The organism is Streptomyces sp. NPDC023157 (assembly GCF_055560575.1).
This window is the reverse complement of record NZ_JBVHIL010000005.1, coordinates 39,156-57,418: the sequence shown is the minus strand read 5'-3', so window position 1 is coordinate 57,418 and position 18,263 is coordinate 39,156. Positions and strand designations below refer to the sequence as shown.

Here is an 18,263-nt window from a genome sequence, read left to right as displayed (position 1 = left end):
AGGCCGCGCGGATCGTGGGCGTACCGGAAGGTTTGCGCCTTCTAGGACGGAGCAGCGATGGGGCGGGTTCACTCCCCGCCGGGGAAATCTCAGGGAAAAATCAGGCAGAAAGCTCGGACGTCTCATGGGTCTCACCAGCAACAAAGTTCTCGCGTTGGCGGTCGCGCTGGCCGTGGTGCTCTTCGTCGCCACGGTCTGGCTGTGGCCCAGGCTGGCGCGCGGCGGCTGGCGCGCGGTCCTGGGGCGGGTCGGGCTGCTGCTCGCCACCCAGTTGGCCCTGTTCGCCTCGGTCGGTCTGGCCGCCAACAACTCCTTCCTCTTCTACGGCTCCTGGGCGGACCTCTTCGGTCAGGAGCAGGACATGGGCGTGGTGGTCGACCACTCGGCCGGCTCCAAGGACGTGAAGGTCGTCGGCACGCAGGCGATGGACGTGCCGGGCGGGGGGCGTCCCTCGGTCGGCGGACAGATACAGAAGGTCGTCATAGCGGGCGAGAAGTCGAAGATCGACTCGCAGGCGTACGTGTACCTGCCGCCGGAGTACTTCCAGGGGCGGTACGCGAAGTCGACCTTTCCCGTGTCCGTGGTGCTGACCGGGTACCCGGGCACGGCGGAGAACCTGCTGAAGGGGCTGAAGTACCCGAAGACGGCCTTCCAGCAGGCCAAGGAGAAGAAGATGCAGCCGATGATCCTGGTGATGCTGCGGCCGACCGTCGCGCCGCCCCGGGACACCGAGTGCGTGGACGTGCCGGGCGGGCCGCAGACGGAGACCTTCTTCGCCGAGGACCTGCCGCAGGCGATCGCGCAGACCTACCGGGTGGGCACGAAGCCGCGGAACTGGGGCTTCATGGGGAACTCGACCGGCGGCTACTGCGCGCTGAAGATCGTGCTGCACCACCCGGACCGGTTCGCCGCGGGCGCGGGCTTCTCCGCGTACTACCGGGCGGCGGACGACGTGACGACCGGCGACCTGTTCCAGGGCGACCAGGCCGAGAAGAAGCGGGCCGACCTGCTGTGGAGCCTGGACCACGTGCCCCAGGGCTCGTCGTCCTTCCTGGTGACCACGTCGAAGCACGGCGAGGGCAACCTCAAGGGGACGCTGGCCTTCATCAAGAAGGTGAAGGCCCCGGCGAGCGTCTCCTCGATCACGCTGGAGAGCGGCGGCCACAACTTCAACACGTGGAACCGCGAGATCCCGCCGGGCCTGGTCTGGATGAGCGGGAAGCTCAGCGCGAGCTGAGCTCCGGCCGGGCCCGGCGCAGGGCCCGGTGCACACCGGCCGTGGTGAGCGAGCCGAGGACCCGGCCCGGGTCTCCGGGGGCGTGCACGGCGATCCGGCCGGCGTCGTGCTGGAGGAGCAGCGCGAGGGCGTCCTTGAGGGAGCCGCCCAGGGGGAGCGTGGGGACGGCACCGTCCGCGGCGGGTTCCAGGTCCGCCTCGGTGACCGGGGTGACGGCGAGCCGCTTGAGGCCGCGGTCCGCGCCGACGAAGTCGGCGACGTACGGGGTGGCGGGGGCGCCGAGGACGGTGGCCGGGGTGTCGAACTGTTCGATGCGGCCCTGTCCGTAGACGGCGATGCGGTCGCCGAGCCGGACGGCCTCCTCCAGGTCGTGGGTGACGAGCAGCACCGTCTTGCGGACGGTCGCCTGGAGGTTCAGGAACTCGGTCTGGAGCCGCTCGCGGACCACCGGGTCGACGGCGCCGAACGGCTCGTCCATCAGCAGGACGGGCGGGTCGGCGGCGAGCGCGCGGGCCACCCCGACCCGCTGGCGCTGGCCGCCGGAGAGCTGTTCGGGGTAGCGGTGCCCGTGGACGGCGGGGTCGAGGCCGACCAGGTCGAGGAGTTCGGCGGCGCGTTCGCGGGCCCGGGCCTTCTTCCAGCCGAGCAGCGCGGGCACGGTGGCCGTGTTGTCGAGGACGGTCCGGTGCGGGAAGAGGCCGACCTGCTGGATGACGTACCCGATGGTGCGGCGCAGCCGTACGGGGTCGACGGCGGCGACGTCCTCACCGCCGAGCAGGACCCGCCCCTCGGTGGGCTCGACGAGCCGGTTGACCATCTTCATGGTGGTCGTCTTGCCACAGCCGGACGGGCCGACGAGGGTCACCAGCTCCCCCTCGGCGACCTCGAAGGAGAGGTCGTCGACGGCGAGGGTGCCGTCCGCGTACCGCTTGGTCACCTGCTCGAACCGGATCATGGTTCCCCATTCTGACCCTTCGCGGCCCGCGTTGTGTGAAGGAAGTATTTCCACATTGTGGCGCTCCTCGGTGATTGTCAGTGGCGGGGGTTAGGGTCGCCGGACAGATGTTCGTGAGGCGCGTGGGAGGGGGGTGCGCATGGCCGCGGCGAACTGCCTGGTGACGAACGACTGGATCTGCGGGGAGTATCTGCGCACCCGTTCCCAGGAGCTGACCGACGCCACCGTCCAGCATGTGGGAATCACCGCGGTGTCGGTGCTCCTCGGGATCGCGGTCGCCTTCCCGCTCGCCCTGCTCGTGCGGGCCCGGCCCCGGCTGGCCGGAGCCGTCCTCGGTCTCACCACCCTGCTCTACACGGTCCCGTCGCTCGCGATGTTCTCGCTGCTGCTGCCCGTCCTCGGGCTCTCCTCGGCGCTGGTCGTCACGGGCCTGGTGCTCTACTCACTGACCATCCTGGTGCGCGGCGTCCTGGCCGGCCTCGCGGCCGTGCCCGCCGAGACCAAGGAGGCCGCGCGCGGCATGGGGTACGGCCCGGGCCGGCTGCTGTGGGAGGTCGAACTCCCGCTCGCGCTGCCCGCGTTGATGGCCGGCATCCGGATGGCGACGGTCTCCACGATCGCGCTCACCACGGTCGGCTCCATCGTCGGCCGCGGCGGCCTCGGCAACCTGATCGAGGACGCGCTGCCCACCTTCTTCAAGGCCCAGGTGCTCACCGCCTCCGTGCTGTGCGTGCTCCTCGCCGTCGCCGCCGACCTGCTGCTCCTCGGCCTCCAGCGGCTCCTGACGCCCTGGAGCCGGATACGGGCCGAGCAGGCGGGGGGTGCCTGAGATGGGGGTCGTCGCGGACGCCTGGTCCTGGCTGACCACCGGCGCCAACTGGTCGGGCGAGAGCGGCGTCTGGCACCGGCTCGCCGAGCACCTGTACGTGAGCGGGGCCGCGCTGCTCCTCGCCTGCGCCGTGGCACTGCCCCTGGGCCTGTGGCTCGGGCACCTCGGCAAGGGCGGCACGCTCGCCGTCAACCTCTCCAACGTGGGCCGGGCGATCCCCGTCTTCGCCGTCCTGGCCCTCTTCATGGTCTCGCCGCTGCGCAACGCCGGCTACGTGCCGACGGTCATCGCGCTCGTGCTCTTCGCGATACCGCCGCTGCTCACCCACGCGTACGTGGGCGTGCGCGAGGTGGACCGCGCGGTGGTCGAGGCCGCCCGCGGGATGGGCATGTCCGGCGGGCAGCTCTTCCGCGGGGTCGAACTTCCTCTGGCCCGCCCGATGCTGATGACGGGTCTGCGCTCGGCCGCCGTGCAGGTGGTCGCCACCGCGACCATCGCCGCGATGGTCGGCCAGGGCGGCCTCGGGCGGATCATCACCGCCGGATTCAACACGTACAACACGCCGCAGGTGGTCGCCGGCGCCGTGCTCGTGGCCCTGCTCGCGCTCCTGGTGGAGGCGCTGCTGGTGGCCGCGGACCGGCTGCTGCGCCGGTGACGGACGCGTCGGTGACGGACAAACGACTGGGATGGGTGATCTTGTGAGCAGGACCTCGCGTATCGCGGGTGCGGTACTCGGCACGGCGGCGCTGACGGTGTCGCTGGCCGCGTGCGGCGGCGACAGCCTGGAGAAGTCGCAGGCCGGCGGCGGCGCCTCGGCGGGCGGCGGCGGGGCCAAGGGCTCCCTGGTCGTCGGCGCGGCCGCGTTCACCGAGGCGAAGGTCCTCGGCGAGCTGTACGCCCAGGTGCTCGACGCCGCCGGATACGACGCGAGCGTCACCACGGTGAAGAACCGCGAGCTGTACGAGCCCTCCCTGGAGAAGGGCGAGATCGACGTCGTGCCGGAATACGCGGCGACGCTCGCGGAATTCCTCAACGCCAAGGTGAACGGGCCGAAGGCGCCCGAGGAGAAGCCGGTCGCCTCCGGTGACCCGGCCGCCACCACGGCGGCGCTGAGGAAGCTGGCCGAGCCGCGCGGACTGAAGGTGCTCGCCGTCGGCGAGGCCGTCGACCAGAACGCGTTCGCGGTGAGCAGGGAATTCGCCGAGAAGAACAAGCTGAAGACCCTTTCCGACCTCGGCCGCGCCAAGCTGAAGGTGAAGATCGCGGCCGGTGACGAATGCGAGATCCGCCCGTTCTGCGCGCCGGGTCTGAAGAAGACGTACGGGATCGACGTCACCGGCGTCGACCCCAAGGGCGTCGGCACTCCGCAGGCCAAGCAGGCGGTCAAGGACGGGGTGGACCAACTGGTCCTCACCACCACGACGGACGCGACCGTCGAATCCTTCGGACTGGTCTTCCTGGAGGACGACAGGAAGCTGCAGAACGCGGACAACGTGCTGCCCGTGGTCAATGCCAAGGACGCCGGATCTCCCGAGATCGCCGCCGCTCTCGACAAGCTGACCAAGGTGCTGACGACGGCGGATCTCGCCGAACTGAACCGCAAGGTCGACGCCGAGCGGGCGAAGCCGGAGGACGTGGCGAAGACCTATCTGGAGTCGAAGGGGCTGCTCAAGAAGTAGGCACGGCACGAGGGAAATCGGAGCGATTCCCTCCGGAATCGCTCCGGTCCGCCCCACGACGGCGAGAACTCGCCAAGAGATTGCCGGGGTGACGCCCCATACGGTGCCTACGCACGGTAAATTTCAGGCCATGCCACGTGGACGCCACCGCCATTCCCAGCCCCTGCACAAGCTCCTGCCGCCCTCGGCGGTCGCCGGGGCGTCGGTCGTCTGTGCCGCGGGCGCCTGGCTGCTCGGCGACCCGCTGGTGCTCCGGCTGCTCGTGGCCGCCGCGGCGGCCGCCGCCGTCACCGGCGCCGTCCTCATGCGCAGTTGGGACCAGGGCGCCGGCCGCACGGTCGCCGAACTGAACCGCGCCCGCACGGCGGACCAGTGGAAGCACGACGAGCGCGTCGCCGAGCTGGAGTCCGACCTGGAGGAGTCGCGCGAGCTGCGCGCCCGCCTCGACGCCAAGCTGCGCGCCAAGCGGGTCGAGCTCGCCGGGCTCCGCACCGAGCACGCCGAACTCCTGCGCCGCTACGCCACCGCCGAGACCGAGCGCGCCAGCGCCCTGGAAGGCCGCCGCGTGCTCGCCCTGGAGGCGACCGTCCCCGAGACGAAGGCCCTGCCCGCCGGCGGCTCCACCCCGACCCCGGACGCCTACCGCAGGGCGGCGGAGGCACTGCGCAACCTCGAAGCGCGGGGCGAGCACACGGACGAGGCGGAGGCCGAGACGGCTCCCGAGACGAAGGCCGACGGCGAGGCCGCGGCCCCGGACGAGGTCACGGCCCTGGACGAGACCGTCGCCGAGACGAAGCCCGAGACCGAGCCCGAGACGGCTCCCGAGGCCGACGCGGCCACCGCGGCGGACACCCAGGTCGCCACTCCCACCGCCCCCGCGTCCGACGAGCACACCAAGGCCCCCGCGATGCGGCACGTGCCCGCCGCCGCCGCGATCGTCCCGTACGCCGCCCGTCGTCCCGTCCCGCGTCCCGCGGGCGGCTTCGACTACTTCGGCACGCAGAAGGCCGCCGCCGCGATCGAGGCCGTGCAGCACGCCGACCTCGCGGACGTCGTGGGCGAGGAGGTCCTCGCGGCCGTCACGCAGCGCACCCCGGAGCAGCGGGCCATCGGCCAGGTCATCGACCTGACCGCGCACGACGAGACCGAGCAGATCGACGTGGCGGTGCTGCGCGGAGCGGTCAACTCCTGACGGAGTCCGCCCCGCGCCCCGCGCGCCCTACTTGTCGATGTCGCCCACGACGAAGAAGAGCGAGCCCAGGATCGCCACCATGTCGGCGACCAGCGTCCCCGGCAGCAGCTCGGTCAGCGCCTGGATGTTGTTGTACGACGCCGAGCGCAGCTTGAGCCGGTACGGGGTCTTCTCGCCCTTGGAGACCAGGTAGTAGCCGTTGATGCCGAGCGGGTTCTCGGTCCAGGCGTACGTGTGCCCCTCCGGCGCCTTGAGGACCTTCGGCAGCCGCTGGTTGATCGGCCCCCGCGGCAGGTCCTCGATCCGGTCGAGGCAGGCGTCGGCGAGCTCCAGCGCGTTGTGCGTCTGGTCGAGGAGGCACTCGAAGCGGGCCAGGCAGTCGCCCTCCGTGCGGGTCACCACCCGCAGGACGTCCTGGAGTTCCCCGTACCCGAGGTACGGCTCGTCCCGGCGCAGGTCGAAGTCGACGCCCGAGGCGCGGGCGATCGGCCCGGACACCCCGTACGCGTGCACGGCCTCCTGCGACAGCACTCCGACGCCGCGGGTCCGGCCCCGGAAGATCTCGTTGCCGAGGACCAGCCGGTCGTAGACGTCCATCCGGGAGCGCACGTCCGCGACGGCCTGGCGTGCCCGGCCCAGCCAGCCGGCCGGGAGGTCCTCCTTGAGGCCGCCGACCCGGTTGAACATGTAGTGCATCCGGCCGCCGGAGACCTCCTCCATGACGGCCTGGAGCTCCTCGCGCTCGCGGAAGGCGTGGAAGACGGGGGTGATGCCGCCCAGTTCGAGGGGGTACGAGCCGAGGAACATCAGGTGGTTCAGGACCCGGTTCAGCTCGGCGAGCAGGGTGCGGGTCCAGACGGCCCGCTCCGGGACCTCCATGCCCAGCATCCGCTCGACGGCCATGACGACGCCGAGCTCGTTGGAGAACGCGGAGAGCCAGTCGTGCCGGTTGGCCAGCATGATGATCTGCCGGTAGTCCCGCGCCTCGAACAGCTTCTCGGCGCCGCGGTGCATGTACCCGACCACGGGCTCGGCCTCGCGCACCACTTCGCCGTCGAGGACCAGCTTCAGGCGGAGCACGCCATGGGTGGAGGGATGCTGCGGCCCGATGTTCAGCACCATGTCGGTGCTCTCCGCCGCGCCCCCGATACCGACCGTCGTCTCCGTCATGCGGACCAGTATCCCCCCGACCGGCGGCCGCCCCGGGCCGGGCGCCCGCAGCGGACCGTCACGCGCCGCCGGGCACCCGCTGGAGCAGCCAGAGGAAGTCGCCGAGGCCCCCGGGCGCGGTGAGCTCCGCCGCCTCGCCCGCCGCCGCGAGGGCCCGTACGTACCCGGCCGGGTCGCTCGACGCGAGCGCCAGCGGCGGCCGGTCGCCGCTCACCCCGAGCTCCCGCAGCGCCTCCCGCTGCGTGACGATCGAGGCCGCGGGACCGGGCACCGCCGCCGCGCACGCGTCCAGCGCCACGTGCGCGGTCAGATCACGGCTCCCGTCCGGTACGGGCGCCACCTCCCGCCCCTCCCGGAACGCGGCGAGCGTCCCGAAGGGCGGGCGGGCGTCCCGCAGGTGCGCGTAGTCGACGGCCACCGCCGTCCCCGCGGCGAGCGCCCCCACCGCCCCCGCCCACGCCTCGTCGCGCGGGCGCCCGATCTCCGCCCGCTCCCCGGGCTCCCGCAGCGGCCACCACCGCTCCAGCCACTCCGCGTCCGGCCCGGTCACCACCGCGCCCAGCCGCTCCGTGCCGTCCGCCCGCACCTCGACCCGGCGGACGGCGCCGTCCTCGTCGGCCTGCGCCACGTCCACCGGCACGTTGTCCAGCCACTCGTTGGCGAAGAGCAGCCCCCGCTCCCCGTCCGGCACCCGGTCCGTCCACACGATCCGCGGGTCGAGGCCCGCCGGCCGGGCGGCGCGCTCCACCCCGTACGGGCGCACCCGCAGCCCCGGCGGGAGCGCGGCCAGCACTCCCGTCAGCAGTTCGCCCCGCCCCGCGCCCACGTCCACGAGCGCGAGCTCGTCCGTGCCGAGTTCCCCGGCCACGCGGGCGAGCAGCCGGGCCACGGCGCCCGCGAAGAGCGGCGAGGCGTGCACCGACGTACGGAAGTGCCCGGCGGGTCCCTCCGGGCGCAGGAAGAAGCCCCCGGGCCCGTACAGCGCCCGTTCCGCGGCCTCACGCCACCCCTGCCACTGACACGTCTCATCCGTCACGTGCCCCAGTCTCCACCTTGGGGAGTACGGGCCTCACGGGAAGGATCGACCCCACGGTTGACCCGTGCACCTGTCGCCTTTCCCTACGCTGGGTCACGTGCAGCGCCTCTACGACTTCATCCGCAGACACCCGACGGGCGTCGACACCTTCTGGGCCGTCGTCCTCTTCGGGTTCTCCTTGCTGTGGGTGGGCTCCGGCTCCCCGGCGGGCACCAACGTCGCCGGGTATCTCGCCGTCGGCGCGCTCTACTCGCTGGTCATCGCCCTGCGCCGGCGCGCACCCGAGAAGATGCTGGTCCTCACGGTCCTCCTCGGCCTGGCCCAGCTCGCCTTCGGGATCGTCCCGTTCATGGCCGACTTCGCCATGCTCGTGATCATCTACACGGTCGCCGCGCACGACGGGCCCCGCTGGGCGTCCCGGCTCGCCCTGGCCGGCGGCCTCGCCGCCGCGACCCTCTCCCAGCTGCGCTGGCCGCTGGAGGAGTCCCGGTCCTCCGCCGCCACCGTCTTCTTCACGATCATCATGACCGTGCCGTTCGCCCTCGCCTGGGTGCTCGGCGACTCCCTGCGCACCCGCCGCGCCTACTTCGCGCAGCTGGAGGAACGGGCCACCCGCCTGGAGAAGGAACGCGAGGCCCAGGCCAAGGTCGCCGTCGCCGCCGAGCGCGCCCGGATCGCCCGCGAGCTGCACGACGTCGTCGCCCACAACGTGTCCGTCATGGTCGTCCAGGCCGACGGCGCCGCGTACGTCATGGACTCCTCGCCCGAGACCGCCAAGCAGGCCCTGGAGACCATCGCCGGCACCGGCCGCCAGGCCCTCGCCGAGATGCGGCGGCTCCTTGGCATCCTGCGCACGGGCGAGCACCAGGAGGCCGGGGAGTACGTCCCCCAGCCGGACGTCCGGCAGATCGAGGACCTCGTCGAGCAGGTCCGCGGGGCCGGCCTCGCCGTCGACTTCAAGGTCGAGGGCACCCCGCGCCCGCTGCCCAGCGGCGTCGAGCTCACCGCGTACCGGATCGTCCAGGAAGCGCTCACCAACAGCCGCAAGCACGGCGGCCCCGACGTCGGCGCCAGCGTCCGCCTGGTCTACTTCGACGACGGGCTCGGACTGCTCGTCGAGGACGACGGGCGGGGCGCGCCGCAGGAGATGTACGAGGACGGCGGCGCCGACGGGCGCGGCCACGGCCTGATCGGCATGCGGGAGCGGGTCGGCATGGTGGGCGGCACCCTGGACGCGGGGCCGCGCCCCGGCGGAGGCTTCCGCATCAGTGCCCTGCTTCCGCTCAAGCCCGCTCACTGACCCGAAGGAACAGCATGTCCATCCGCGTGATGCTCGTCGACGACCAGGTGCTGCTGCGCACCGGCTTCCGCATGGTGCTCGCCGCCCAGCCGGACATGGAGGTCGTGGCCGAGGCGGGCGACGGCGTGGAGGCCCTGGAGGTGTTGCGGGGAGCCGAGGTCGACGTCGTGCTGATGGACGTGCGCATGCCCAAGCTGGACGGGGTGGAGGCCACCCGGCGGATCTGCTCCCAGGCCGACGCGCCCAAGGTGCTGATCCTCACCACCTTCGACCTGGACGAGTACGCGTTCTCCGGGCTCAAGGCGGGCGCCAGCGGCTTCATGCTGAAGGACGTGCCGCCGGCCGAGCTGCTCGCCGCCATCCGGTCCGTGCACAGCGGCGACGCGGTCGTCGCCCCCTCCACCACCCGGCGGCTCCTCGACCGCTTCTCGCCGATGCTGCCGTCCACCGGGCGGGAGAGCCGCGCCGCCGCCAGCGGCCTCGACCGGCTCACCGACCGCGAGCGCGAGGTCATGCTCCTGGTCGCCCAGGGGCTGTCCAACGGCGAGATCGCGGCGCGGCTCGTGCTGTCCGAGGCGACGGTGAAGACCCACGTGGGGCGGATCCTCACCAAGCTGGACCTGCGCGACCGGGTGCAGGTCGTCGTCCTCGCGTACGAGACCGGTCTGGTCCGGGCCGGCGGCGGGGCCCTCTGAGCGGCCTCGCGCCGCTCGGTGCGGGACCCGCGCCGGCCGGGACCCGCGCCGCTCAGCGCAGGACCGACTCCAGGAAGTCGCTGCCCAGCCTGGCCACCACCGAGAAGTCCAGCTGGTGCAGGACGTAGCGGCCCCGGCGCTGGGTCGTCAGCAGGCCCGCCTTCTTCAGGACGGAGAGGTGGCGGGAGACCTCCGGCGCCGTGATGCCGTACGCGTCGGCCAGCTCGCTCGTCGAGTACGGGCCGCGCGCCAGGTTCCGGCACAGCCGCATCCGCATCGGGTGGGCGATCGCCTCCAGGCGCGCCTTGACCGTCTCGGTCGGCTCGACGCCGCCGACGTCCCGGGTGGCGGCCGGGTACTGGATGACCGGCTGCCAGCCGGGCGCGCTCGTCGCGAACAGGTGCGGCCAGCCGAAGGCCGTCGGCACCAGCGTCACCCCGGTGCCCCGGGCCTCCGTCCTGCCGTGCACCAGCTTGTCCACGACGATCCTGCTGCCCCGCGGGCCCTCCTCCAGGCCGAGCGCCGGGGAGGCCGCCGTCAGCGCCTCCGCGAGGCCCTTGCGGCGCAGCAGCTCCGTCTTGTGGCGGGCGTCGGCGGCGAGCTGCACGCGGACGCGCCGCCAGGTGTCGGCGAAGAACGCGTCGTCGCAGTCCTCCAGGAGGCGCCGTATCCAGGCGCGGACCGTGGTGGGCTCGGCCAGCATCCGCTCCACGAACGCGGCCTGGCGCGGGCCCCGCGCGGCGGCCAGGTCGAGGGCGCGGCGGCGGCTCTGCTCGTCGACCAGCGGGGACGGGATGCCCTGGGTGTAGCGGCTGCTGCACGAGATCTCCAGGGCGGCGCCCACGAACTTCTCGTCGTCCAGGCGGTCGAGGTCGTCCAGCTCCTCCTGGAGCGTCTCGCGCGGCTGCGCGGGCAGCAGGAAGTCGGAGCGGGTGGACCGCCACATGAAGTCGGCCTCGTGGAGCCGGTCCGCCAGCTCGGGCTTGAGCCCGGCGGAGGTCGTCGTCGTCCAGGCGTGCAGCCTCGCGTGGTGGGCCGGCTCGGCCAGGGCGTGCAGGGCGTTGCCCAGCTCGGCCAGGGGCGAGGGGCAGAAGGCGATCCGCTCGTGCGGCAGTCCGGTGATGTCGATCGTCACGCTCACCCCCCTATGGTGCGCGGGCGGGTGGGGGTGCTGTCCCGCCATTTGACCAGGGGCGTCAATCGGCGGGCGGTGGCGGGCGGCCCGGGCGCACGGTGAGCCCATGAACGCCCTTCACCAGTACCTCTTCGACAGCTACCGGGCCGCCCAGCGCAGGGAGCCCGCGCCGCCGCAGCCCGGGACGCATGACCTGGCCGTGCTGCGGGCGGTCCTGCGGCGGCTGCTGCGGCGGGGGTAGGCCCCCTGCCGCAGCGGCAGGGGCCTACCGGTTCAGCTTCGCCAGGAAGTCGCGGGCGGCCGTCCGTACGTCCTCCGCCGTCCACTCCAGGCCGGGCGCGCTGATCGTCACCTCGGTCGTCGACACGCCGGGCGGGCCGCCCGCCGGGCCCGGGAACCAGCGGCGGAACAGGGCCGTGCCCCGCTCCGCCAGGGCCAGCGAGGCCGCCGTGAGGGCTTCGGGGGCGTACGGGAGCCAGACCTGGAACTGGTGGGTGTGCGGCGGCTCCGGGTGGACGCGGAACCAGCCTTCGCCCGCCTCCTCGAAGACCTCCCGCAGCACGGTCGCCACCATCCGGGCGTGGGCCACGTACGCGGGCAGCCGGGGCAGCTCCGTCTCCAGGCCGCGCAGGGCCGACATCGCGGCCGGGTACTGCTGGAAGACGTCGCCGCCGTACCGGTGGCGCCACAGGCGGGCCTCGGCGATCAGGTCCTCGGGGCCGGCGACGGCGGCGCCCGACATGCCGCCGAGCGACTTGTAGAAGGACACGTAGACGCTGTCGGCCAGCCCCGCGATCTCGGGGAGCTCGCGGCCGAACCGCGTCGGCGTCTCCCAGATCCGGGCGCCGTCGAAGTGGACCACGGCGTCCCGCTCGCGGGCCGCCTCGACCACGGCGGCCAGCTCGTCCCAGGTGGGCAGCACGAAGCCGGCGTCCCGCAGCGGGAGCTCCAGCATCAGCGTCCCGAAGGGCTCCGGGTGGTCCCGTACCTCGTCCGCCGTCGGCAGCCGGGGGGCGCCCGTGGGGTGGGTGGTGCGCAGCGCGCCGACCGTCGTGAAGGCCTGGTCCTCGTGGACCTCGGGGTGGGCGAGCGGGTGGAGGGCCACCACCGGGTTGGCGGTCCGTCCGGCCCAGCAGCGCAGGGTCACCTGCTGGGCCATCGTCCCGGTGGGGAAGAAGGCCGCGGCGGGGAAGCCCAGCGCGCGGGCGACCCGGTCCTCGACCTCGGCGACGACGCCGTCGCCGTACACGTCCAGCGGGGCGTCCGCGTGCGGGCTGGTCTCCGCCCAGTCGGCCAGCTCGCGCAGGCGCGCGGCGACCGTGCCGTCGGGGGAGGCGTCCCACAGCTTGCGGGGGGCCTCGCGCAGGGCCCGGCGCAGGGCGGTCGTCTCGTCCTCGGTGGCGTCCGGGACGCCGGTGTGGGTCTCGCGGTCTGTCTCCATGAGCAGATCATCACACCGCCACCCACACCCTGTGGACAGCCACGGGTCCGCGCGAAACGCTGGCGTAGCATGACCAGAAATCGTCCGGTACCCCCCGCGGACTGGAACGGAAGGCCGCCCCGATCGTGAACGCACCACCAGAGCGTGCAGCAGCAGCCCGGCAACCCGGTCAGCACGCCGACCGGGCCGAGGACCGGCCCGCCCGGCTGACCGTCGGCGTCGTGGGAGCGGGACGGGTGGGACCCGTCCTCGCCGCCGCGCTGCAGCTCGCCGGACACCGGCCCGTCGCCGTCTCGGCGGTCTCCGACGCGTCCCGCCGCCGGGCCTCCGTCCTGCTGCCCGACGTGCCCGTCGTGGAGCCCGCCCGGGTCCTCGCCCTCGCGGACCTGGTGCTCCTCACCGTCCCCGACGACGCCCTGCCGGGGCTCGTCGAGGGGCTCGCCGACACCGGGGCGATCCGGCCGGGCCAGCTGATCGTGCACACCTCCGGGCGGTACGGCGTCCACGTGCTCGACCCCGCCCGCCGGGCCGGCGCGCTGCCGCTCGCCCTGCACCCCGCCATGACCTTCACCGGCACCTCCGTGGACGTCCAGCGGCTGGCCGGCTGCTCGTTCGGCGTCACCGCCCCCGACCAGCTGCGGCTCGCCGCCGAGGCGCTGGTCATCGAGATGGGCGGCGAGCCCGAGTGGATCGCCGAGGAGAACCGGCCGCTGTACCACGCGGCCCTCGCCCTCGGCGCGAACCACCTGGTCACCCTGGTCGCCCAGGCCATGGAGCTGCTCCGGGCGGCCGGGGTCTCCGCGCCCGACCGGATGCTCGGCCCGCTGCTCGGCGCCGCCCTGGACAACGCGTTGCGGTCCGGCGACGCCGCCCTGACCGGGCCGGTCGCCCGCGGCGACGCCGGGACGGTCGCGGCGCACGTCGCCGAGCTGCACAAGCACGCGCCCGGCACCGTCGCCGGCTATCTCGCGATGGCCCGCGCGACCGCCGACCGGGCGCTCGCGCACGGACTGCTCAAGCCCGAGCTGGCCGAGGACCTGCTGGGCGTGCTCGCCGAGGGGGATGACCACCGATGACCTTCACCCTGGTGCGTACGGGCGGGGAGCTGCGGGCGCTGAAGGGCGCCGGGCAGCGGGCCGTCGTCATGACCATGGGGGCCCTCCACGAGGGCCACGCGAGCCTGGTGCGGGCGGCCAGGGAGCGGGTCGGGGCCGACGGCACCGTCGTCGTCACCGTCTTCGTCAACCCGCTCCAGTTCGGCGCGGGCGAGGACCTGGAGCGCTATCCGCGCACCCTCGACGCCGACCTGGCGCTCGCCGAGACGGCCGGCGCCGACGCCGTCTTCGCCCCGGCGGTCGACGAGGTCTACCCGGGCGGCGAGCCGCAGGTGCGGATCACCGCGGGGCCCATGGGCGAGCGCCTCGAAGGCGCCTCCCGGCCCGGCCACTTCGACGGCATGCTCACCGTCGTCGCCAAGCTGCTCCACCTCACCGGCCCCGACCTGGCCTTCTTCGGCCAGAAGGACGCCCAGCAGCTGGCCCTGATCCGCCGCATGGTCCGCGACCTGAACTTCCCCGTCGAGATCGTCGGCGTGCCGACCGTCCGCGAGTCCGACGGCCTCGCCCTGTCCAGCCGCAACCGCTACCTGTCGGCCGAGGAGCGGCACACGGCCCTCGCGCTGTCCCGCGCGCTGTTCGCCGCCCGCGACCGGCTCGCCGCCCAGGAGGCGCTGCGCGCCCGCGCCGAGGCGCTGCCGGGGGCCCAGGGCCGGGGCGACGCCCGCGCCCAGGCGCTGTCCCGGATCGGCGAGGCCCGGGCCGCCGCCGACGCCCACGCGGTCGCCCAGGCGGCCGAGGGCGGGGGCGCCGAGGCCGTGCGGTGCGCCGCCCAGGGCTTCCTGGACGACGCGGCGCGGGCCGAGCCGCCGCTCACCCTGGACTACCTCGCCCTGGTCGACCCGGCCGACTTCACCGAGGTCGAGGACGGCCACGACGGGGAGGCCATCCTCGCCGTCGCCGCGCGGGTGGGGAACACGCGCCTCATCGACAACATCCCCCTCACCTTCGGAGCCGTGAAGTGAACGGAATACGGCTACAGGCGCCCGCCCCCGGCTGGTCCATCGACGCCGACGTCGTCGTGGTCGGCTCCGGTGTCGCCGGCCTGACCGCGGCCCTGCGCTGCACCGCCGCCGGGCTGAGCACGGTCGTCGTCACCAAGGCCCTGCTCGACGACGGCTCGACCCGCTGGGCCCAGGGCGGCATCGCCGCCGCCCTCGGCGACGGCGACACCCCCGAGCAGCACCTGGACGACACCCTGGTGGCGGGCGCCGGGCTCTGCGACGCGCAGGCCGTGCGGGCCCTGGTCACCGAGGGCCCCGGCGCGGTGCGCCGGCTGATCGCGACGGGCGCCGACTTCGACCGCACGGAGGCCGGCGAGATCGCGCTGACCCGCGAGGGCGGCCACCACCGCCGCCGGATCGCGCACGCCGGCGGCGACGCGACCGGCGCCGAGATCTCCCGCGCCCTGGTCGAGGCGATACGCGACCGGGGCGTGCGCACCATCGAGCACGCGCTCGTCCTGGACCTCCTGAAGGACGCCGAGGGCCGGACGGCGGGCGTGACCCTGCACGTGATGGGCGAGGGGCAGCACGACGGCGTCGGCGCCGTCCGCGCCCCCGCCGTGGTGCTCGCCACCGGCGGCATGGGCCAGGTCTTCTCCGCCACCACCAACCCGCCGGTCTCCACCGGCGACGGCGTCGCGCTGGCGCTGCGCGCGGGCGCGGAGATCTCCGACCTGGAGTTCGTGCAGTTCCACCCGACGGTGCTGTTCCTGGGCGTCGGCTCGGAGGGCCAGCAGCCGCTGGTCTCCGAGGCGGTACGCGGCGAGGGCGCCCACCTCGTCGACGCCGACGGGGTGCGCTTCATGCTGGGGCAGCACGAGCTGGCCGAGCTGGCGCCCCGGGACATCGTCGCCAAGGCGATCACGCGCCGGATGCTGGAGCAGGGCGCCGCGCACATGTACCTCGACGCCCGCCACTTCGGCGCCGAGATGTGGGAGCAGCGCTTCCCGACGATCCTGGCCGCCTGCCGGGCGCACGGCATCGACCCGGTCACCGAGCCGATCCCGGTCGCCCCGGCCGCCCACTACGCCTCCGGCGGCGTCCGCACCGACCTGCACGGCCGGACGACGGTGCCGGGCCTGTACGCGTGCGGCGAGGTCGCCTGCACGGGCGTGCACGGTGCCAACCGGCTCGCGTCGAACTCGCTCCTGGAGGGCCTGGTCTTCGCCGAGCGGATCGCCGACGACGTCATCGCGCACGGCCCGCACCGCGAGGGCGTGCCGGTCGTCGAGGACGGCTCCACGGTGCTGACCCTGCTCGGCCCCGAGGTCCGCCGGGACATCCAGCGGACCATGACCGAGGGCGCGGGCGTGCTGCGGTCCGCCCAGAGCCTCTCCGACGCGGCCGACGCCCTCGAAGGGCTGCGGCTGGACGCCGAGGGGGAGCGCAAGGCGGCCGAGCCCGGCGTCGACTCCTGGGAGACCACCAACCTGCTGTGCGTCGCCCGGGTCCTGGTGGCCGCCGCGCAGGAGCGCGAGGAGACCCGCGGCTGCCACTGGCGCGAGGACCGGCCCGACCGGGACGACGCGCACTGGCGCCGTCACCTGGTCGTACGCCTGACGTCCGACCGCCGGCTGGTGGTCCGCCGTACCGCCACCGCAGACTTTCCGCCCGTAACCCCCGACGCAACCAGGGAGCCGCAGCCGTGAGCACGCCCGAAGAAGCACGTCCGCAGCCCGTGGACGTCCCCCTCATCCAGATCAACGCGCCCGCCGAGAGCGGTGGCTGCGGCGACGGCTGCGGCTGCGGCGAGGCGGAGGAGTTCGAGTGCGGGCTCGACCCGGCGCTCGCCGAGCTGCTCGCCGACGCGGGGCTCGACCCGGTCCAGGTCGAGGACATCGCGCACCTGGCCATCGCCGAGGACCTCGACGGCGGCGTGGACGTGACGACCGTGGCGACCGTCCCCGAGGACGCCGTCGCGACCGGCGACTTCACCGCCCGCGAGGCCGGTGTCGTGGCCGGTCTGCGGGTGGCCGAGGCGGTGCTGTCGATCGTGTGCACCGACGAGTTCGAGGTCGAGCGGCACGTCGAGGACGGCGAGCGGGTCGAGGCCGGCGACAAGCTGCTGAGCGTCACCGCCCGCACCCGTGACCTGCTCACCGGCGAGCGCAGCGCGCTGAACATCCTGTGCCGCCTGTCCGGCATCGCCACCGCCACCCGCGCCTGGGCGGACGCCCTGGAGGGCACCCGGGCCAAGGTCCGCGACACCCGCAAGACGACCCCGGGCCTGCGCGCCCTGGAGAAGTACGCGGTGCGCTGCGGCGGCGGCGTCAACCACCGCATGTCGCTGTCGGACGCGGCCCTGGTGAAGGACAACCACGTGGTGGCGGCCGGGGGCGTCGCGGAGGCCTTCAAGGCCGTGCGCGAGCTGTTCCCGGAGCTCCCGATCGAGGTCGAGGTCGACACGATGCACCAGGTCCGCGAGGTCCTGGACGCGGGCGCCGACCTGATCCTGCTGGACAACTTCACCCCGGGCGAGACCGAGGAGGCCGTGGCGCTGGTCGCCGGGCGGGCCGTCCTGGAGTCCTCGGGCCGCCTCACCCTGGAGAACGCGGCGGCGTACGCGGCCACCGGTGTGGACTACCTGGCGGTGGGCGGCCTCACCCACTCGTCCCCGATCCTCGACATCGGTCTCGACCTGCGTGAGGCGGCCGTCTGATGCTGCTCACGATCGACGTCGGCAACACCCAGACGGTCCTCGGCCTCTTCGACGGCGACGAGATCGTGGAGCACTGGCGCATCTCCACGGACCCGCGCCGCACCGCCGACGAGTGGGCGGTCCTGCTGCAGGGCCTGATGGGCATGCATCCGCTGCTCGGCGTCGAGCTGAGCGACGGCATCGGGGGGATCGCGATCTGCGCGACCGTCCCCTCGGTGCTGCACGAGCTGCGCGAGGTGACGCGCCGCTACTACGGGGACGTCCCCGCGGTCCTGGTGGAGCCGGGCGTCAAGACGGGCGTCCCGGTCCTCACGGACAACCCGAAGGAGGTCGGCGCCGACCGGGTCATCAACGCGGTCGCGGCCGTCGAGCTGTACGGCGGCCCGGCGATCGTCGTCGACTTCGGCACGGCGACGACGTACGACGCGGTCACCGCGCGCGGCGAGTACGCGGGCGGCGCCATCGCCCCGGGCATAGAGATCTCGGTGGAGGCGCTGGGCGTCAAGGGCGCCATGCTCCGCAAGATCGAGCTGGCCCGGCCGCGCAGCGTGATCGGCAAGAACACGGTCGAGGCCATGCAGTCGGGCATCGTCTTCGGGTACGCGGGCCAGGTCGACGGTGTCGTCGGGCGGATGCGGCGCGAGCTGGCCGGCCCGGACGGGGACCCCTCCAAGGTCAACGTGATCGCCACCGGCGGCCTCGCGCCGATGGTGCTCGCCGACTCCAAGGAGATCGCCGCCCACGAGCCGTGGCTGACCCTGATCGGCCTGCGGCTGGTGTACGAGCGCAACGTCTCGCGGCTCTGATCCTCCCGGC

18 protein-coding genes are annotated in these 18,263 nt (G+C 73.8%); 13 read left to right on the top strand and 5 right to left on the bottom strand.

Annotation, left to right across the window (positions count from 1 at the left end; all coding sequences use genetic code 11):
* Window positions 1–124: 124 nt before the first annotated feature.
* Window positions 125–1,237 carry an alpha/beta hydrolase gene (locus ACZ3ZE_RS18895; protein ID WP_361620784.1) on the top strand — a complete coding sequence of 371 codons (1,113 nt, stop codon included), beginning with the start codon at window positions 125–127 and terminating at the stop codon, window positions 1,235–1,237.
* On the opposite strand, the gene ACZ3ZE_RS18890 is transcribed toward ACZ3ZE_RS18895, so the two are convergent.
* The gene (locus tag ACZ3ZE_RS18890) at window positions 1,224–2,192 is read right to left on the bottom strand and encodes an ABC transporter ATP-binding protein (RefSeq protein WP_361620783.1); all 969 of its coding nucleotides are present in this window, start codon (window positions 2,190–2,192) and stop codon (window positions 1,224–1,226) included. The two genes, ACZ3ZE_RS18895 and ACZ3ZE_RS18890, sit on opposite strands and share 14 nt — an antisense overlap.
* Before the next feature lie 139 nt (window positions 2,193–2,331).
* Here ACZ3ZE_RS18890 and ACZ3ZE_RS18885 point away from each other — a divergent pair, with 139 nt between their 5' ends.
* The 4 genes from ACZ3ZE_RS18885 (at window position 2,332) to ACZ3ZE_RS18870 (ending at window position 5,892) form a co-directional block, all read left to right on the top strand.
* The gene (locus ACZ3ZE_RS18885) at window positions 2,332–3,021 is read left to right on the top strand and encodes an ABC transporter permease (RefSeq protein WP_361620782.1); all 690 of its coding nucleotides are present in this window, start codon (window positions 2,332–2,334) and stop codon (window positions 3,019–3,021) included.
* A 1-nt stretch (window position 3,022) separates the two neighbouring features.
* Window positions 3,023–3,676: an ABC transporter permease gene (locus tag ACZ3ZE_RS18880; protein ID WP_361176652.1), complete on the top strand. Its 654-nt coding sequence runs from the start codon at window positions 3,023–3,025 to the stop codon at window positions 3,674–3,676.
* A 31-nt stretch (window positions 3,677–3,707) separates the two neighbouring features.
* Window positions 3,708–4,700, top strand: a complete 993-nt coding sequence (locus ACZ3ZE_RS18875) for an ABC transporter substrate-binding protein (RefSeq protein ID WP_363293296.1) — start codon at window positions 3,708–3,710, stop codon at window positions 4,698–4,700.
* Between the two features lie 130 nt (window positions 4,701–4,830).
* Window positions 4,831–5,892, top strand: coding sequence for a hypothetical protein (locus ACZ3ZE_RS18870; RefSeq protein ID WP_467259857.1), 1,062 nt, complete (start codon window positions 4,831–4,833; stop codon window positions 5,890–5,892).
* Window positions 5,893–5,919: 27 nt separating this feature from the next.
* Here the strand turns inward: ACZ3ZE_RS18870 and ACZ3ZE_RS18865 are convergent, their stop codons facing one another.
* Window positions 5,920–7,062 carry an NADH-quinone oxidoreductase subunit D gene (locus ACZ3ZE_RS18865; protein WP_361176647.1) on the bottom strand — a complete coding sequence of 381 codons (1,143 nt, stop codon included), beginning with the start codon at window positions 7,060–7,062 and terminating at the stop codon, window positions 5,920–5,922.
* A 58-nt stretch (window positions 7,063–7,120) separates the two neighbouring features.
* Window positions 7,121–8,098: an SAM-dependent methyltransferase gene (locus tag ACZ3ZE_RS18860; protein WP_467259854.1), complete on the bottom strand. Its 978-nt coding sequence runs from the start codon at window positions 8,096–8,098 to the stop codon at window positions 7,121–7,123.
* Between the two features lie 97 nt (window positions 8,099–8,195).
* On the opposite strand from ACZ3ZE_RS18860, the gene ACZ3ZE_RS18855 reads away from it, so the two are divergent.
* Both ACZ3ZE_RS18855 and ACZ3ZE_RS18850 read left to right on the top strand, forming a co-directional pair.
* Window positions 8,196–9,398 carry a sensor histidine kinase gene (locus ACZ3ZE_RS18855; protein ID WP_361176643.1) on the top strand — a complete coding sequence of 401 codons (1,203 nt, stop codon included), beginning with the start codon at window positions 8,196–8,198 and terminating at the stop codon, window positions 9,396–9,398.
* Window positions 9,399–9,412: 14 nt separating this feature from the next.
* Entirely contained in the window at window positions 9,413–10,093 is a 681-nt protein-coding gene (locus ACZ3ZE_RS18850) for a response regulator transcription factor (protein WP_361176641.1), read from the top strand.
* 52 nt (window positions 10,094–10,145) lie between these two features.
* Here the strand turns inward: ACZ3ZE_RS18850 and ACZ3ZE_RS18845 are convergent, their stop codons facing one another.
* Entirely contained in the window at window positions 10,146–11,234 is a 1,089-nt protein-coding gene (locus ACZ3ZE_RS18845; protein WP_361176639.1) for a DUF5937 family protein, read from the bottom strand.
* 100 nt (window positions 11,235–11,334) lie between these two features.
* On the opposite strand from ACZ3ZE_RS18845, the gene ACZ3ZE_RS18840 reads away from it, so the two are divergent.
* The gene (locus ACZ3ZE_RS18840) at window positions 11,335–11,469 is read left to right on the top strand and encodes a hypothetical protein (protein ID WP_361176637.1); all 135 of its coding nucleotides are present in this window, start codon (window positions 11,335–11,337) and stop codon (window positions 11,467–11,469) included.
* 24 nt (window positions 11,470–11,493) lie between these two features.
* Here ACZ3ZE_RS18840 and ACZ3ZE_RS18835 read toward each other — a convergent pair whose 3' ends face one another.
* Window positions 11,494–12,669 (bottom strand): threonine aldolase family protein, encoded by a 1,176-nt coding sequence (locus tag ACZ3ZE_RS18835; protein ID WP_467259851.1) that lies wholly within the window; start codon window positions 12,667–12,669, stop codon window positions 11,494–11,496.
* A 206-nt stretch (window positions 12,670–12,875) separates the two neighbouring features.
* Between ACZ3ZE_RS18835 and ACZ3ZE_RS18830 the strand changes: the two genes are divergently transcribed.
* From ACZ3ZE_RS18830 to ACZ3ZE_RS18810, 5 genes are read left to right on the top strand one after another with little or no spacing between them, the layout of a single operon-like run.
* A complete protein-coding gene (locus ACZ3ZE_RS18830) occupies window positions 12,876–13,745 on the top strand; it encodes a Rossmann-like and DUF2520 domain-containing protein (RefSeq protein WP_361176860.1) in 870 nt (289 codons plus the stop codon).
* On the top strand, window positions 13,742–14,749 hold the full coding sequence (panC, locus tag ACZ3ZE_RS18825) for a pantoate--beta-alanine ligase (RefSeq protein ID WP_361176633.1): 1,008 nt from the start codon (window positions 13,742–13,744) through the stop codon (window positions 14,747–14,749). Before ACZ3ZE_RS18830 ends, panC begins: the two co-directional genes overlap by 4 nt.
* On the top strand, window positions 14,746–16,437 hold the full coding sequence (locus tag ACZ3ZE_RS18820) for an L-aspartate oxidase (protein ID WP_467259849.1): 1,692 nt from the start codon (window positions 14,746–14,748) through the stop codon (window positions 16,435–16,437). The genes panC and ACZ3ZE_RS18820 overlap by 4 nt, the downstream gene beginning before the upstream one ends.
* Complete coding sequence (gene nadC, locus ACZ3ZE_RS18815; protein ID WP_361176629.1) at window positions 16,434–17,447, top strand: carboxylating nicotinate-nucleotide diphosphorylase; 1,014 nt, start codon at window positions 16,434–16,436, stop codon at window positions 17,445–17,447. The genes ACZ3ZE_RS18820 and nadC overlap by 4 nt, the downstream gene beginning before the upstream one ends.
* Complete coding sequence (locus ACZ3ZE_RS18810; protein ID WP_132917744.1) at window positions 17,447–18,253, top strand: type III pantothenate kinase; 807 nt, start codon at window positions 17,447–17,449, stop codon at window positions 18,251–18,253. Before nadC ends, ACZ3ZE_RS18810 begins: the two co-directional genes overlap by 1 nt.
* The last annotated feature ends 10 nt before the right edge of the window (window positions 18,254–18,263 follow it).

Bases quoted from the DNA above. Each gene is read 5' to 3' on its own strand.
- ACZ3ZE_RS18870 (WP_467259857.1), top strand. From the start codon at position 4,831: ATGCCACGTGGACGCCACCGCCATTCCCAGCCCCTGCACAAGCTCCTG.
- ACZ3ZE_RS18865 (WP_361176647.1), bottom strand. From the start codon at position 7,062: ATGACGGAGACGACGGTCGGTATCGGGGGCGCGGCGGAGAGCACCGAC.
- ACZ3ZE_RS18885 (WP_361620782.1), top strand. From the start codon at position 2,332: ATGGCCGCGGCGAACTGCCTGGTGACGAACGACTGGATCTGCGGGGAG.
- ACZ3ZE_RS18890 (WP_361620783.1), bottom strand. From the start codon at position 2,192: ATGATCCGGTTCGAGCAGGTGACCAAGCGGTACGCGGACGGCACCCTC.
- ACZ3ZE_RS18835 (WP_467259851.1), bottom strand. From the start codon at position 12,669: ATGGAGACAGACCGCGAGACCCACACCGGCGTCCCGGACGCCACCGAG.
- ACZ3ZE_RS18810 (WP_132917744.1), top strand. From the start codon at position 17,447: ATGCTGCTCACGATCGACGTCGGCAACACCCAGACGGTCCTCGGCCTC.
- panC (WP_361176633.1), top strand. From the start codon at position 13,742: ATGACCTTCACCCTGGTGCGTACGGGCGGGGAGCTGCGGGCGCTGAAG.
- ACZ3ZE_RS18840 (WP_361176637.1), top strand. From the start codon at position 11,335: ATGAACGCCCTTCACCAGTACCTCTTCGACAGCTACCGGGCCGCCCAG.
- ACZ3ZE_RS18850 (WP_361176641.1), top strand. From the start codon at position 9,413: ATGTCCATCCGCGTGATGCTCGTCGACGACCAGGTGCTGCTGCGCACC.
- ACZ3ZE_RS18880 (WP_361176652.1), top strand. From the start codon at position 3,023: ATGGGGGTCGTCGCGGACGCCTGGTCCTGGCTGACCACCGGCGCCAAC.
- ACZ3ZE_RS18875 (WP_363293296.1), top strand. From the start codon at position 3,708: ATGGGTGATCTTGTGAGCAGGACCTCGCGTATCGCGGGTGCGGTACTC.
- ACZ3ZE_RS18895 (WP_361620784.1), top strand. From the start codon at position 125: ATGGGTCTCACCAGCAACAAAGTTCTCGCGTTGGCGGTCGCGCTGGCC.